The organism is Ilumatobacter nonamiensis YM16-303, from assembly GCF_000350145.1.
Lineage (GTDB): Bacteria > Actinomycetota > Acidimicrobiia > Acidimicrobiales > Ilumatobacteraceae > Ilumatobacter_A > Ilumatobacter_A nonamiensis.
The window spans coordinates 14,407-28,167 of sequence record NZ_BAOL01000212.1 but is presented as its reverse complement, the minus strand read 5'-3'; the positions used below and the strand labels follow the sequence as shown (position 1 = coordinate 28,167).

Here is a 13,761-nt window from a genome sequence, read left to right as displayed (position 1 = left end):
CTCGTGAACAGTTCGCGCACGGAGCGCCAGAAGAGTTCACGAGTTGCGCGGTTTCGCGCGCGGTGGGGTGGCGAACGCGGGGCGACGTCATTGGCGGTGGCGTTGCTGACCCCGGTCTTCGTGGTGCTCCTCTTCGCCGCGGTGCAGGCGACGCTGTGGGGCCACGCTCGCACCGAAGCACGTGTCGCCGCCCGCGATGCGGCCGCACAGGTCGCGCGGTTCGATGCGAGCGCCGGTGACGCGAGTGCTTCGGTGCAGACGCGGCTCGCCGACTCGACCATGACCGGGGTCGACGTCTCGATCTCCGCCGGGGCGGAGATGATCGTCGTCACCGTCACCGCGACGGCCCCGGGAATCATCATCGGCACGTCCCGACCGATCTCGGTGACCGAGGCCGTGCCCGTCGAACGGATCATCGAATGATGCGATGGAGGAACGACGACGGTTCATCGGACGCGTTGGGCATGGCGCTGATCGCTCCCGCGGCGCTCGCCCTGGCCATCGCCGTGTTGCTGATCAGCCGCGGTGTGGACGGTCGCGCCACCGCACAGAGCGCTGCCGAGGCTGCGGCTCAGGCGGCTGCGCAGCAGCGCACGCGCGGGGAAGCGGTCGCTGCCGCCGAAGAGATCGGGGCGGCGATGCTGATCGATGCGACGACGTGCGCGTCGCCGAATGTCGCGGTCGGCGGGACCTTCGCACCCGGTGCAACGATCTCGGTCACGGTCAGCTGTTCGACGTCGACGGCGGGACTCGAACTGGTTCCTGCCCGCGCGGGCGATACCCACACCTACACCGCGCATGCCGTGATCGATCCGTTCCGCGGGGCCGACACGTGAACGCCGATGTCGAACAGTCGCGCCGATTCGACGGGCGAGACGACCGTGGCTCGGGACTGGTCGCGGGCATCGCCTTCATGTTCGCCTTCACGTTTCTCGGGCTCGTCTGGGTCGCTCGGGACGTCGACCGTGGCATCTCCAACCAGTCCGCGGCGACGTCGATCGCCTTCCAGGCAGCACGTTCCGGCGCCCAGGCAGCCCGAGTGGACGATGTGCGCAGTGGTGAACTGGACGTCCTCGACGCCGACGCAGCACGCGCCGCCGCCTCGACGACCGCTGCACAACTGATCGGCAGCTACCAGGTGGACGGCTCCATCGCCGCGATCGACGTCGACCTCGCGGCCAGCAAGGTGACCGTCACCATCACCATCGTGGACGGGACGAAGACCGTCACCGGCGTCGGTGCTGCCGAGGCGGTCGCAGTTCGATGAGGAGCCGCTCCGACGTGCTTCCCGTTCTCGATGATGATCACCCCGTGAGATGGTGGAGCCGACGGTCGGCCCAGTGGTTCGCACGAAAGGAGGGCACATGACGACACCATCGCCACCGCCATCGCAGCCATTCGGGCGAGCAGCGCTGTCGATCGGCGCGCTCCTGTTGTTGTTCGTCGCCGTTCCCGTCGGACTCGTCGGGGCCGCTCGTTCGCGCCTCGGTGAGGCGAATCCGTTCAGCCGGCTGCAGCCGCCGTGGCGGTGGCAACTCGACGAGGTCCGCGACGCGCTCACCCAGCCACTGCGCGACGACGCGATCGTCAACGTGTTGATCCGCGCCAGCCTGGTCGTGATCTGGATCGCACTGATCGTCATCGCGATCACGATCGTTGCCGAAACCGTCCACATGGTCCGCCATCGCGGCCTCCCCGCTCCGCACGTGCGCGGGCTCGGATGGGCGCAGGGAATCGGGCGGTGGGTGGCGATCGGGCTCGTCGCCGTACTGCCGCTCCAGTCGTTCGGTTCGACCGCTGCCGCGCACGCCGAGGACCTCGGCCCGGCCGCAACCGCCCAACGGCTCGGCGTCGACCGGGGTTCGTCGGTCGCACCGTCCGACGCCCATGCCGGTGACCCTGCGGAACTCGCTCGACCGGACCTTCCCGACTGGAATCACACTGGCGCCGAAGCACGCGACGCCCCGGCCGGAACTCACGTCGTCGGGCGCGGCGAGTCGATCTACGCGATCGCTGCCGAGTACGCGGCCGGTGACGACGCGTCGACCATCGCACTCGCCAACGAGATCCTCGACCGCAATCTCGACAACGAGATGAACGACGGACAACGCTTCACCAACCCGGCGCTGATCCAGCCGGGCTGGGTGCTCGAGCTCCCACCGGGCGTGGGGGTTCCGGCGACGTCTCTCGCCGACGTGACCGATGCCCCCGACATGAACATCGACGACGACCCGACTCCTGTCCGCGGCATCCCACGCCTCGACGTCGACCCGTCGGCGGACGGTGACGACGAAGATGCCAGCGAGGCCAACGGCCACGTCGCCTACATGGTCGTCGAGGGCGACACGCTGTCGGGGATCGCCGGCGACCACCGCGGGGGCGCCGACGAGTGGCCGGCGATCTGGGAGGAGAACCGCGGCACCGACATGGGCGACGGCAGGACGTTCGACGACCCGAACCTCATCGTCCCCGGCTGGGAACTCGACATTCCGCAACCGGCAACCGCGCCCGAGACGGAGCCGGAGCCGGCGGGAGACGAGGCTGCACCATCGGAGCCGACACCCGTCGATCGAGACGACCCCGTCGACCCCGGTTCCCACCAGGCTCCGCCCCCACGAACCGAACACGCGGATCGGTCTCGGGCCGATGCGACACCGTCCGCGGACGAGGCCTCGCCCCCGACGACGACCTCAGATTCGGAATGGGCACCGGCGTCCACGACCCAGACCACCAATTCACCGACGACTCCGGAGAGCACGGCTTCCACCAGCTCGGTCCCGGTTTCGGGCGGCAACGGCGAAGCCGGAGGTCGGGCGACTCCGGAAGCGGACGCGCCGCGCGCGCCGTCGCCGATTCGCATCGAACACGCCGCGCTCCTGGCCGCGGGCATCCTGACGCTGGTCGGGGTCCGGCGGCGGCGGGCGCTGCGTTCAGCGCTTCCCCATTCCCGCATTCCCCCGCCCCCGCCTGACGTCGCGGCCACGGCGCGTCGACTTCGCACGATCGAGCCCGGCGAACGAGCGGCGCGGATCGACGTCGGTATCCGTGCCGCCGCTCACCGGCTGGCCGAGACGGGGACTCAGATCGGCTCCGTACGCGTCGCGAAAGACGGCGAACTCACGTTGCGGCTGACCGGCGACGGATCGCTCGATGCGCCCTGGACCGGCTCGGGGCGCACCTGGACGCTTCCCGCTGCGGTCCCGATCGAGATGGTGAGCGAGGATGCGCGACAGGTCGGCCAGCCGTGTCTCGCCTTGGTCACGGTCGGGGTCGACACCGACGGACGCGACGTGCTCGTCGATCTCGAAGCCGCCGGCCTCACCACCGTCGAAGCCGGCGCCGATCAGGCCGACGAGGTGGTCCGCGCCATCGGCTCCGGATTGGCGACGTCGCTCGACTCCGAAGTCGTGCATCTGGTGGTGGCATCGCTCGGCGCGCAGTGTCTGTTCGACCACCCCAACGCGCGCCACGTCGACTCGGTGGACGGGGCGATCGCGACGGCGGCGTCGTTGGTCGGTACGACGCTCGGCCACGAGCGCTCGTCGTTCGACCTCCGCACCCATCGCACGGGCGGCGAGATGTGGGAGCCGGCCGTCGCGCTCTTCGCTGCCAGTGATCACGCTCTCGATCACGACATCGACCCGAGACCAGGGCGCGGATTGGCCCACGTCGCCGCCTGCGCTCCGCTCGGCGACGCCGCCCACCACGCGGCCGGCGCCCGCATCGTCGGTCATGCCGACCGGTGGGTGCTCGATGCGTTCGGCGAGGAGATCGACTTCGCGCCCATCGGCATCACGGCCGCCGAGGTGACCGACGTGGCGGAGATGCTCGACGACGCCACGCGTCCGATCGGGACGCAGCCGTCGCTCCCGCTCGACATCGGTGGCGCCGTCGCCGAACCACTGCGACCCTTGCACCACGACATCGTCGTCGGACTGATGGGCCCGGTGACGGTCACGACAGCCGACGGTGAGCCGGGTGTGTTCGAACGCTCGAAGACGGTGGAGTTGATCGCCTGGCTGGCGACGCATCGTGAGCGAGCGACCCGTTCGGCGGCACGCACGGCGCTCTGGGAGTTGGATGTCCGCGACGCCACCTTCGCGAACGTGGTCTCGGAAGCACGACGTGCCCTCGGACGACTCGTCGCACCGCCCGGCGGAGAGGAGTGGCTGGCGCGAACTCTCAACGAGAGCCTCCCGCTCCACGATCGGGTCGTCACCGACACCGACCTGATCGCACAGCGCGTGGAACACGCTCGACTCGCTCCACCGGCGCACGCGATCGACGTGCTCCGCCCCGCCGTCGAGATGATCCGCGGCCTGCCGTTCTCCGGGACCTCCTACCTCTGGCCCGACGCCGACGGACTCACGTCGAGCTACGTGCTGTTGGCCACGACCGCGTCAGCCGAACTCGCGGGGCACGCGCTCTCGATCGGTGACACCGACCTCGTGTTCTGGGCCACCGGTCAGGGGCTGAAGGTGCTGCCCGGACACGAGGAGTTGGTCGGCTTGCGAATGCGCGCTCACGCCCGCGCCGGCGATCTCGCCGGAGTTCGACAGGAGTGGGAGAGCTACGAGCGGGTCATCACGGCCGACGCGTGGTCCGATGGTGACCCCGCCCCGAAGCTCCTCGACCTTCGCCGGGAGCTGCTCACCGCGACGTGAATCGGGTGGGACGACCGAACCCACCGGACGCGGGAGGTTCGCTCCACCCGAACCGACGAACAGGCGTTCGCGAGCTCCGAAACGTTCCGAGAACTGCGTCGATCGGCGAGTGGTCGACCGGTCCCTCGGCGAGAATGACCGGATGCGCACGAAGGTCGACAGTTCAACGCGGAACGCGTCTCGTCGGGGCTTCGCTGCGACGAGCGCGGTGGCAGCGATCGTGCTCGCCGCCTGCGGGGGCGGATCGGACTCGACGGCGAGTGACGACCCCGTGGCCGCGGTCGACTCCGCAGCTCCCGCAGAATCCACCGGCGGTGAACCGGCCGAGGTCACTTCCGGTCCGGGTCATGTCGACCTCGTGGGTCCCGACGTGGTCGGCTCCGCGGAAATCGCCACCAACCAACTCCCGAGTGTCGTGCTCGACGACGTTTCCACCGGGCAGAAGGTCAACTTCCGCAACCTCGTCCCACAGGACAAACCGATCCTGCTCTGGATGTACGCACCGCATTGACCCGTCTGCAATCGGGAAGCTCCCGATGTCGAGCAGTTCGCTCGTGATCATCAAGACGATCTGATCGTCGTCGGCCTCGGCACCCAGGACAGCCTCGCCGAGGCAGGCGAGTTCGTCGAGGACAACGGCACGAAGTCCTTCACGATGCTGTGGGACGAGTCGTTCGAGACCTGGCAGGCGATCGGCATCACGTCACAGCCCTCTGCCGTGCTGTTGGCGGCCGACGGGACGCCGATCACCGGATGGGTCGGCCCGTTCCCCATGGACGAGGTGCTCGAACTCGCCGCCGAGTCGACCGCAGCGGCATGACGCGTTCCCACCGCTGAACGCAGCAGCAGAGTCAGCGAGCCATCTTGCCGACGGCGAACCGACGCAGTGCCCCCGGCATCACGTCGATCGCCGTGGCTCCGATCCGGTTCGCCACGCCCGGCACGACGATGGTGCGATTCGTCGCAATCCCGTCCAGTCCGGCCGTCGCGACCTCGGGTGCGTCCTGCCACGCGAAGTCGGGGATGCCCGACGCGTCGTAGCTGCCGCGATCCTGGAACTCGGTCCGGGTGAAGCCGGGACACAGCGCGGTCACGTGCACCCCGAGCGGCTCGAGTTCGCCGTGCATCGCTTCGCTGAGCGCGGTCACGAACGCCTTCGTGGCCGAGTACGTCGCGGAGTTCGGCGTCGCGAGGTATCCGGACATCGACGACACGTTCAAGATGCCACCGTGGCCGACCTGCGCCATCCGGGTGGCGGCGACGTGCGCGAGGCGGTGCAGCGCCACGACGTTCACGTCGACCACCGCGGCCTCACGCTCGAGGTCGAGTTCGTGGAAAGGACCCTGGAACCCGAAGCCGGCGTTGTTCACCAGCAGATCGATCGGGTCGTTGCCCTGACGCACCCGATCCTCCACGTACGACAACTCGTTCGGATCGGCGAGATCGGCGATGAGTACCTGACAGTCGACATCGACCTCGGCAGCCAGCGCGTCGAGGCGATCGCCGTCGCGGGCCACCACGACGAGTTCGGTTCCGGCGGCGGCGAGTTGGAGCGCGATCTCGCGCCCGATCCCCGACGAAGCTCCTGTCACCAGTGCACGCGTCCATGTGGCCATCCACTCATCCTCGCGCGTCATGCAACGGGTCGGGCCCGCCACGTGACGGTCTAGTCTCCGCAGCGGGCCGGACCGACGCGGCCGCGCGCCTCGATGAGCTTGTATGTCCTGATTCCACTGGTGGTCGCCGCCGGCGCCGTGATCGGCCGGTATCTCGCCGTCGTCGTCCAACGCGCTGCGGAGGACGGCGTGCCGCCGGGATCAGCACCGTTCGGTTCGGGACCGGTCGAGATCGCGATCGCGAACGTTGCCGTGTGGGTGGTCTTCGCCGTCCGGTTCCACGACGTCCTGTTCGCAGCCCTTCCCGCCTACCTGTTCTTCGGTTCGGTGCTCGTCACGCAGTCCGCGATCGACATCCGCATCCAACGATTGCCGCGCCAGAACACCTTCGTCGGAATCACGTTGGGCGGAACGTCGCTGATCGTCGCGGCGCTGGTCGTCGACGAGCCCCGCCGAATCTGGATGGCCGGCCTCGGTGCCCTGATCGCACTCGCCCTCATCGGCGGCGTGTACGCGATCAGCAACGTCGTGTACGGCGACGACGTCGCATTCGGGTTCGGCGACGTTCTGCTGTCGCCCCTGCTCGGGCTCTACCTCGGCTGGCTCAACCCGGGAATCGTGGCGCCAGGGCTGTTCTTCGGGTTCATCCTCGGATCGATTGCTGCCGGCATCGCGATTCTCCGGCGGCGGGGCGACACCGCGGGACAGCTCCCGTTCGGACCGTTCCTCGCGCTCGGCGCGGTCGCAGCCGTGTTCGTCGGACAACCCTTCCTCGACCTCATGGGCAGTCTGTAGTCGGCGATCCCCAGGTCGGGCGCCGGGCTGCTGCACTACCGTGCGACCATGCGCGTCCACCTCGTCGATGGCACCTACGAACTCTTCCGCCAGCACTTCGGACAGGTCTCCCGGCACGCGAACACGCATCCGTCCGCCGCAGCTGCCGGTGTCGTCGCATCGACGCTGGCACTCGTCGCGGACGGAGCCACGCACATCGGCGTCGCCTCGGATCACGTGATCGAGAGCTTCCGCAACGACCTGTACGACGGGTACAAGGACGGCGAGGGGATGGACGAGGACATCCTGCGCCAGATCCCGGTGATGGAGGAAGCGCTCGCGTCGGCAGGCTTCACCGTGTGGCCGATGGTGACGCACGAGGCCGACGACGCGCTCGGTGCCGCGGCCGCGGTGGCCGACGCCGACGAACGGGTCGAGCAGGTGCTGATCGTCACGCCGGACAAGGATCTCGGACAGTGCGTGCGCGGCGACCGGGTCGTGCAGTTCGACCGGCGCAAGCGCGAGATCCTCGACGAGGAGGCGGTCACCGAGAAGTTCGGGATCGGTCCGGCGTCGATTCCCGACTACCTCGGCCTGGTCGGTGACTCGGCCGACGGTTTCCCGGGCCTGCCGGGATGGGGTGCGAAGAGTGCGTCACTCGTCCTGGCCCGCTACGGCCACATCGAGGACATTCCCGCAGCGGCCGGCCAATGGGACGTCGCCGGCCTTCGCGGCGCCGCAAAACTTTCTACCACGCTGCAGGCGCAGCTCGACGACGCCTACCTGTTCCGCACGATCGCCACGATCGACATCGATCTCGACGTCGGAGCGGTCGACGACTGGCGGTGGAGCGGGCCGACCGACGACTTCGAGGCGATGGCGGAGAGCATCGGAGCACCCGACCTGGCCGCGCAGGCCAGAAATCTGGCGTCGGCGATAACGTGATCGCCGGTGGTGGCCGGGCCCTGTGCAACGGACGCCCGTGAACCAGGTCAGGACCGGAAGGTAGCAGCCTTCATCGGCATCGTCTGTGTGCCGCAGATCGTCTGGCCACCACCACTCAACGCACCGGTAGTGTGTGAAATCAACACCTGGAGGGGTGCGAGAGCGGCCGAATCGGCACGCTTGGAAAGCGTGTGACCTTCACGGGTCCGTGGGTTCGAATCCCACCCTCTCCGCCATCGACGGCCAGGGGTTCTCGCCCCTGGCCGTTCTCGTACCCAACGAGCTGCGTTCTGGAGGCCGCGCGATGGACGCCGAACACGACCGTTGGATGACCACTGCACTCGACGAAGCCCGCGCCGCACCCGACCACGGTGACGTGCCGGTCGGGGCCGTCGTGATTCGTGACGGCGAGGTCATCGCGGCTCGACACAACGAACGCGAGCTGACGGGTGATCCGGTCGCGCATGCCGAGGTGCTCGCGTTGCAGGATGCCGCCGCGCACATCGGCCACTGGCGGCTCGACGACTGCACGCTGGTCGTCACGCTCGAGCCGTGCGCAATGTGCGCAGGGGCGATGGTGAATGCCCGACTCGGCACGGTCGTGTTCGGTGCGACCGACCCGAAGGCCGGAGCGGTGGTGAGTCACTTCGGGCTGTTGGGCGGCGCACCGCTCAATCACGCCGTCGAGGTGATCGGCGCCGTTCGCCAGGACGAGTGCGGAGACCTGCTCCGCGACTTCTTCCGCGCCCGTCGCTGACCGCACGTCCGCTCGGTCGTGGCCGGCCCATTTCGTCGCTAGCCTCGATCGAGGAAGGCTGCCAGAGCGGACGAATGGGACGGCCTCGAAAGCCGTTGAAGTCTTCGGGCTTCCGTGGGTTCGAATCCCACGCCTTCCGCCAGTACGTCCACGGGCGTCCATGAATCTCATGGGCGCCCGTCGTCGTTCTCCGACCGCACACTGCAGCCCGTGTCGGGACGGCCGAGCCCGGTTCTCGTCGCGGTCCTGCCCGGAAGGCGGGCTCAATCGCGACGAGAACGCAGAGGCGGCGGGCGATCGACTTGCCCCCACACCGTCGGACCTACATTGGACCCATGCCGGATCCGTACGAAGCAACCCTCGTCGAGTCACTTCCGCGGCCGATCGCGTTCGTGCTCGGTGGCGGAGGCAGCCTCGGAGCCGCACAGGTGGGGATGCTGCAGGCGCTCCACGATCGGAACATCCACGCCGATCTCGTGACCGGCACCTCGATCGGCGCGCTCAACGGCGCGATCGTCGCCGCCGACCCGATCGGTGCGGCGAGCCGACTCAGCCACGTGTGGAACAACCTCGACACCGACGCGATCCTGCCCGGTGGGGTCGTCCGGCGGATCTGGACACTCTGGCGCTCGAAGACCTCGATCTACGACACACCGAACCTCGCCCAGTTGTTCCTCGACGAGATCGGCGACGTCGACATCGATGACCTCGAGGTGCCGTTCGCTGCGATGGCGCTCGACGTCGAGACGAGCCTGGCGGTGGCCCTGACCAGCGGTCCCGTGATCAGTGCGGCGCTCGCGAGTTCGGCGATCCCCGGGGTGTTCCCGAGCGTCCACCGCGATGGGCGCGACCTGTACGACGGTGGACTGGTCACCAACGTCCCGGTCCTCCAGGCGCTCGGGATGGGCGCGAAGTCACTCGTCGTGCTCGATTGCGCGTTCCCCGATCAGCAGATCAAACGCCCCACGACGATGCCCGAGACCGTCTTCTACTCGATGATGGTGCAGATGCGTCAGCAGGTGCTGCGCGAACTCCCGGTCGCCGCCGAGTCGGTCCCGGTGGTGTACGTGCCCGGATCCGCTCCGGTGATCGTGTCGCCGCTCGACTTCTCCCTGTCGGCCAGCCTCATGCGGGACAGCTACGGGTCGGCACGGAAGTTCCTCGAGACGGTCACCGTGGACGGGCCGGGCCTCTACCGCACCACCTCGATCGAGGACGCACTGGGCGACTGAGCGGACGGCGCCGCCTACGAACAGACGGTGCCGGCCGGCGGCGGTTCGAGCCAGATCAGGTACTCGTGCACGATGTCGTCGATGCAGTCGTCGGTCTGCCCGTAGGCGAGATGCTGGTTCGCTTCGACTTCGACGAACACGCCCTCCTCCAGCGCGTCGGCCATCGCCACGCTGCTGTCGATCGGAGTCGTCGGATCCCCGGTCGTGCCGATCACCAGGATCGGTCCGGCGCCTTCACCGGTGATCTCGGCGCGGGGATCAGCGGACGGCGGGAAGAAGTCGCACGTGTACGACCCCGTCGTTTCGGGGAACACGCGCGGGGCGTTCCCGATCAGTTCCGCAGCTCGACGATCCGCCTCCTCGACGGTCAACCGGTCGGGTTCGTCGGCGCACGTGATCGCGTAGAGCGACTCGATCAGGTTGCCGTACGAACCGTCCTGGGGATCCCTTCGGTAGTAGCCGTCGAAGAGAGCGAGCAGGCCGGCGCCGTCGCCGTTCTGCGCGTCGGCCAGTGAGCGTTCGAGTGCCGGCCAGCGGCGGTCGCTGTACATCGCCTGGATGACCGCACCCGTGAGGACCGATTGGTTCACGAGGGGCCGATCGTCCGCTCCGGGCACCGGGTTCTCGTCGAGTTCCTCCAGCAGCCGGTCGTAGGCACCTTCGGCGTCACCATCGTTGTGGAATGCACACGACGGCGTCGCGCTGCATTCCTCGAGGAACGTGTTGAACGACCGCTCGAATCCGGCTTGTTGCCGTTTCGCCGGCTCCAGGCTCTCGGCGTCAGGGTGCGCGGCGCCGTCGAGGACGGCCGCCCGCACCGTGTGGGGAAACAGCGTTGCCCACACGGCCCCGAGTTCGCTGCCGTAGCTGAAGCCGAGATAGCTCACCTGTTCCTCGCCGAGCGCTTGGCGAATCGCATCCATGTCCCGAGCCGTGTTGTTGGTCCCGATGTGCGGCAACAGGTCGCCGACGGCGTCGACGCAGCTGTCGGCATAGTCCTGCGCCAGTTCGACCAACGCGTCACGTTCGGCATCGGTTTCAGGGCTGAGGTCGGCCTCCGCGAAGTAGCGGTCGTACTCGTCGTCACCGATGCAGTCGGCCGACCCTCCACTCACCCCGGTCCCGCGCGGATCCCACGCCACGATGTCGAAGGCGTCGACCAGTGGATCATGGAAGTACGCGCGGGCGTTGAGCGGCATCGAACTCGCCGGCATCCCGGGTCCGCCGTTGTTCGTGAACAGGACCCCGATCCGATCGTCCTCCGACGAGGCGCGGTGCCGGGTGACCCAGAGCTTCAAGGTGTCGCCCTGCGGGTCGTCGTAGTCCACCGGAACCGTCAGCCAGCCGCCATCGACTCCGCCGCCGAGGTCGTCGAACACGATCGAGTAGTCGAGCTGCTCCGGTGTCGCGGACGAACCCGACGCGCTGTCGTCCCCGGACGACTCCTCGGAATCGGGTCCGGCGGGTTCGACGGGATCAACGCTGTCGGCGTCGACGGTGGCGGTGTCGGCGTCGTCGCTCCGCGAATCGTCGGCGTCCGACGTCGCCGACGGCGCGTCACCCGACGACTCGCCGCTCGCATCGCTCGGCGTGAACACGTCGTCGGTGTCCTCGACGGCGCTCGCCTCGTCGACGATCTCGCGTGTCTGCGGTGGCGGCTCGCCACGGTCCGATCCGGTGCACGCCGCGAGCACGAGCGCGCCGGCGACGAGGAACGATCGGGCAGATTTCACCGGTTCAGCGTACGAGCTCGAGGGCGGCGCGACCCGTCAGTCACGGCGTGCCGAACGCTGGTCACAACGGCGCAGCACCGGTCAACCGGGCGTAGCGTGGACGCATGCGGATGGGTCCACATCACATGATGCCCGGCGACGCCGACGCCGTGAAGGACCAACACCTCGCCTCGGGAACGGCGAAGCGCGTGTGGTCGTTCGCCCGGCCGTACCGCACGACGATCATCATCTTCCTGATCGCGATCCTCGCGGCCGCGCTGCTCGCGCTGGTGCCGCCGTTCGTGGTGCGGGCGATCATCGACACGGCGATTCCCGAGAGTGACCGGGGTGCGATCTACGTCCTCGCGACGCTGGCCGTGCTCGCGGCCCTGGCCGATGCCGGTCTCGCGATCCTGCAGAGGTGGTGCTCGGCGCGCGTGGGCGAGGGACTGATCTACGACCTTCGCAGCGCGCTCTTCGCGAAGGTCCAACGGCTACCGATCGCGTTCTTCACGCGGACGCCCACCGGGTCGATCACGTCGCGCCTCAACAGCGACGTGATCGGCGCGCAGACCGCCGTCACGAGCACGCTGGGCAGCATCGTGAGCAACGTCGTCGTGCTGATCACCACGCTCGCCGCGATGTTCGCGCTCGAATGGCGTCTCACGCTCCTCACCCTCATCGTGCTGCCGCTGTTCATCGTGCCGGCGCGTCGGGTCGGCAAGCGACTGCAGGCGATCTCGCGCGAGCAGATGGGCTACAACGCGGCGATGAACACGCAGATGACCGAGCGCTTCAACGTGTCCGGAGCGATGTTGGTCAAGTTGTTCGGGTCGGGTCGGCGTGAGCGACGCGCGTTCGAACGTCGCGCCGCCGGGGTGCGTGACACGGGGATCAGCTCGGCGATGTACGGACGGGTGTTCTTCGTGGCGCTCGGACTCGTCGGCGCGATCGGCACGGCAGCGATCTACGGCGTCGGTGCCATCATGGTCGTGAACGGTGGGATCAGCACGGGCACCCTCGTCGCGCTCGCCGCGCTGGTGACGCGGGTGTACCAGCCGCTGACGGGACTGACGAACGCGCGGGTCGACCTGATGACATCGATGGTCAGCTTCGAGCGGGTGTTCGAGGTGCTCGACGCGCCCGAGGCGATCACCGAGCGGCTCGGCGCGGTCGACCTCGTCCAGCCGCGCGGCACGATCGAGTTCGACGATGTCGTCTTCCGCTATCCGCCCGCATCGGAAACGGCGATCCCGTCGATGGAGCAGAACGCCGGCCTCACCGCTGACACCGACCCCGACATCGACGTGCTGCACGGTCTGTCGCTGTCGGTCGCCGAAGGGGAAACGGTCGCGCTGGTCGGGGCGTCGGGAGCCGGGAAGTCGACGACGATCTCACTCGTCCCCCGCCTGTACGACGTGACCGGCGGAGCGGTCCGCATCGACGGACTCGACGTGCGCGACCTCACGCTCGACTCGCTGCGGCGCGCGATCGGTGTCGTCTCGCAGGACCCGCACCTGTTCCACGAGTCGATCGCCGACAATCTCCGCTACGCCGACCCGGACGCAACGGACGATCGGTTGGTGACCGCTGCTCGATCGGCACGAATTCACGACACGATCGCGGCCCTCCCCGACGGCTACGACACGATCGTCGGCGAGCGTGGCTACCGCCTGTCGGGCGGCGAGAAGCAACGGCTCGCCATCGCTCGACTGCTCCTGAAGAACCCGGCGATCGTGATCCTGGACGAGGCGACGAGCCACCTCGACAACGACAACGAGGCGCACATCCAAGAGGCCCTCGAACGGGCGCTCGAGGGTCGAACCGCACTGGTCATCGCACACCGGTTGTCGACGATTCGCGCCGCCGACCGCATTGCATTCCTCGACGCGGGATCGATCGTCGAGATCGGCACGCACGAAGAACTGGTCGTTGCGGGTGGCCGGTACGCCCAACAGTTGGCGGCCGGCGAACTCGTCGCACCGGGCTGAACGGGCGGAGGTGGTCTCCCTCGGAGCCCGATCGACGTGCGGGCTAGCCTCGCTGCAGATGCGCACCGTC

At 68.5% G+C, this 13,761-nt stretch carries 13 protein-coding genes, 2 tRNA genes and 1 other RNA gene; 14 read left to right on the top strand and 2 right to left on the bottom strand.

Annotated elements, in window-relative coordinates; genetic code table 11:
* The 6 genes from ON45_RS21800 to ON45_RS22345 form a co-directional block, all read left to right on the top strand.
* Positions 1-423: TadE/TadG family type IV pilus assembly protein (locus tag ON45_RS21800; RefSeq protein WP_148288748.1), on the top strand; the 423-nt coding region annotated here is incomplete at its 5' end.
* Positions 420-836: a hypothetical protein gene (locus ON45_RS21795; protein WP_148288747.1), complete on the top strand. Its 417-nt coding sequence runs from the start codon at positions 420-422 to the stop codon at positions 834-836. The genes ON45_RS21800 and ON45_RS21795, both read left to right, overlap by 4 nt.
* The gene (locus ON45_RS17495) at positions 833-1,267 is read left to right on the top strand and encodes a hypothetical protein (RefSeq protein WP_040495544.1); all 435 of its coding nucleotides are present in this window, start codon (positions 833-835) and stop codon (positions 1,265-1,267) included. The genes ON45_RS21795 and ON45_RS17495 overlap by 4 nt, the downstream gene beginning before the upstream one ends.
* A 97-nt stretch (positions 1,268-1,364) precedes the next feature.
* Complete coding sequence (locus tag ON45_RS17490) at positions 1,365-4,664, top strand: LysM peptidoglycan-binding domain-containing protein (RefSeq protein ID WP_158412490.1); 3,300 nt, start codon at positions 1,365-1,367, stop codon at positions 4,662-4,664.
* Between the two features lie 142 nt (positions 4,665-4,806).
* Positions 4,807-5,175, top strand: a complete 369-nt coding sequence (locus ON45_RS17485) for a hypothetical protein (RefSeq protein ID WP_148288746.1) — start codon at positions 4,807-4,809, stop codon at positions 5,173-5,175.
* 144 nt (positions 5,176-5,319) lie between these two features.
* Complete coding sequence (locus tag ON45_RS22345; RefSeq protein ID WP_241432240.1) at positions 5,320-5,484, top strand: peroxiredoxin family protein; 165 nt, start codon at positions 5,320-5,322, stop codon at positions 5,482-5,484.
* 31 nt (positions 5,485-5,515) lie between these two features.
* On the opposite strand, the gene ON45_RS17480 is transcribed toward ON45_RS22345, so the two are convergent.
* Positions 5,516-6,280, bottom strand: a complete 765-nt coding sequence (locus ON45_RS17480; RefSeq protein WP_040495565.1) for an SDR family NAD(P)-dependent oxidoreductase — start codon at positions 6,278-6,280, stop codon at positions 5,516-5,518.
* A gap of 93 nt (positions 6,281-6,373) precedes the next feature.
* Here ON45_RS17480 and ON45_RS17475 point away from each other — a divergent pair, with 93 nt between their 5' ends.
* The 7 genes from ON45_RS17475 (at position 6,374) to ON45_RS17450 (ending at position 9,988) form a co-directional block, all read left to right on the top strand.
* On the top strand, positions 6,374-7,075 hold the full coding sequence (locus tag ON45_RS17475) for a prepilin peptidase (protein ID WP_051063298.1): 702 nt from the start codon (positions 6,374-6,376) through the stop codon (positions 7,073-7,075).
* A gap of 48 nt (positions 7,076-7,123) precedes the next feature.
* Complete coding sequence (locus tag ON45_RS17470) at positions 7,124-7,999, top strand: 5'-3' exonuclease (RefSeq protein WP_040495538.1); 876 nt, start codon at positions 7,124-7,126, stop codon at positions 7,997-7,999.
* Between the two features lie 11 nt (positions 8,000-8,010).
* Positions 8,011-8,109: signal recognition particle sRNA small type (ffs, locus tag ON45_RS22340), an RNA gene on the top strand.
* Positions 8,110-8,147: 38 nt separating this feature from the next.
* Positions 8,148-8,235, top strand: a tRNA-Ser gene (locus ON45_RS17465).
* Between the two features lie 68 nt (positions 8,236-8,303).
* Complete coding sequence (gene tadA, locus ON45_RS17460; protein WP_040495536.1) at positions 8,304-8,756, top strand: tRNA adenosine(34) deaminase TadA; 453 nt, start codon at positions 8,304-8,306, stop codon at positions 8,754-8,756.
* 52 nt (positions 8,757-8,808) lie between these two features.
* Positions 8,809-8,898: transfer RNA gene (locus ON45_RS17455), tRNA-Ser, on the top strand.
* 193 nt (positions 8,899-9,091) lie between these two features.
* Positions 9,092-9,988: a patatin-like phospholipase family protein gene (locus ON45_RS17450; protein WP_051063297.1), complete on the top strand. Its 897-nt coding sequence runs from the start codon at positions 9,092-9,094 to the stop codon at positions 9,986-9,988.
* 14 nt (positions 9,989-10,002) lie between these two features.
* On the opposite strand, the gene ON45_RS17445 is transcribed toward ON45_RS17450, so the two are convergent.
* The gene (locus tag ON45_RS17445) at positions 10,003-11,721 is read right to left on the bottom strand and encodes an alpha/beta fold hydrolase (protein ID WP_051063296.1); all 1,719 of its coding nucleotides are present in this window, start codon (positions 11,719-11,721) and stop codon (positions 10,003-10,005) included.
* 104 nt (positions 11,722-11,825) lie between these two features.
* On the opposite strand from ON45_RS17445, the gene ON45_RS17440 reads away from it, so the two are divergent.
* Positions 11,826-13,691: an ABC transporter ATP-binding protein gene (locus tag ON45_RS17440; protein WP_241432238.1), complete on the top strand. Its 1,866-nt coding sequence runs from the start codon at positions 11,826-11,828 to the stop codon at positions 13,689-13,691.
* The last annotated feature ends 70 nt before the right edge of the window (positions 13,692-13,761 follow it).

Bases quoted from the DNA above. Each gene is read 5' to 3' on its own strand.
- tadA (WP_040495536.1), top strand. From the start codon at position 8,304: ATGGACGCCGAACACGACCGTTGGATGACCACTGCACTCGACGAAGCC.
- ON45_RS21795 (WP_148288747.1), top strand. From the start codon at position 420: ATGATGCGATGGAGGAACGACGACGGTTCATCGGACGCGTTGGGCATG.
- ON45_RS17440 (WP_241432238.1), top strand. From the start codon at position 11,826: ATGCGGATGGGTCCACATCACATGATGCCCGGCGACGCCGACGCCGTG.
- ON45_RS17490 (WP_158412490.1), top strand. From the start codon at position 1,365: ATGACGACACCATCGCCACCGCCATCGCAGCCATTCGGGCGAGCAGCG.
- ON45_RS22345 (WP_241432240.1), top strand. From the start codon at position 5,320: ATGCTGTGGGACGAGTCGTTCGAGACCTGGCAGGCGATCGGCATCACG.
- ON45_RS17475 (WP_051063298.1), top strand. From the start codon at position 6,374: ATGAGCTTGTATGTCCTGATTCCACTGGTGGTCGCCGCCGGCGCCGTG.
- ON45_RS17480 (WP_040495565.1), bottom strand. From the start codon at position 6,280: ATGGCCACATGGACGCGTGCACTGGTGACAGGAGCTTCGTCGGGGATC.
- ON45_RS17450 (WP_051063297.1), top strand. From the start codon at position 9,092: ATGCCGGATCCGTACGAAGCAACCCTCGTCGAGTCACTTCCGCGGCCG.
- ON45_RS17470 (WP_040495538.1), top strand. From the start codon at position 7,124: ATGCGCGTCCACCTCGTCGATGGCACCTACGAACTCTTCCGCCAGCAC.
- ON45_RS17485 (WP_148288746.1), top strand. From the start codon at position 4,807: ATGCGCACGAAGGTCGACAGTTCAACGCGGAACGCGTCTCGTCGGGGC.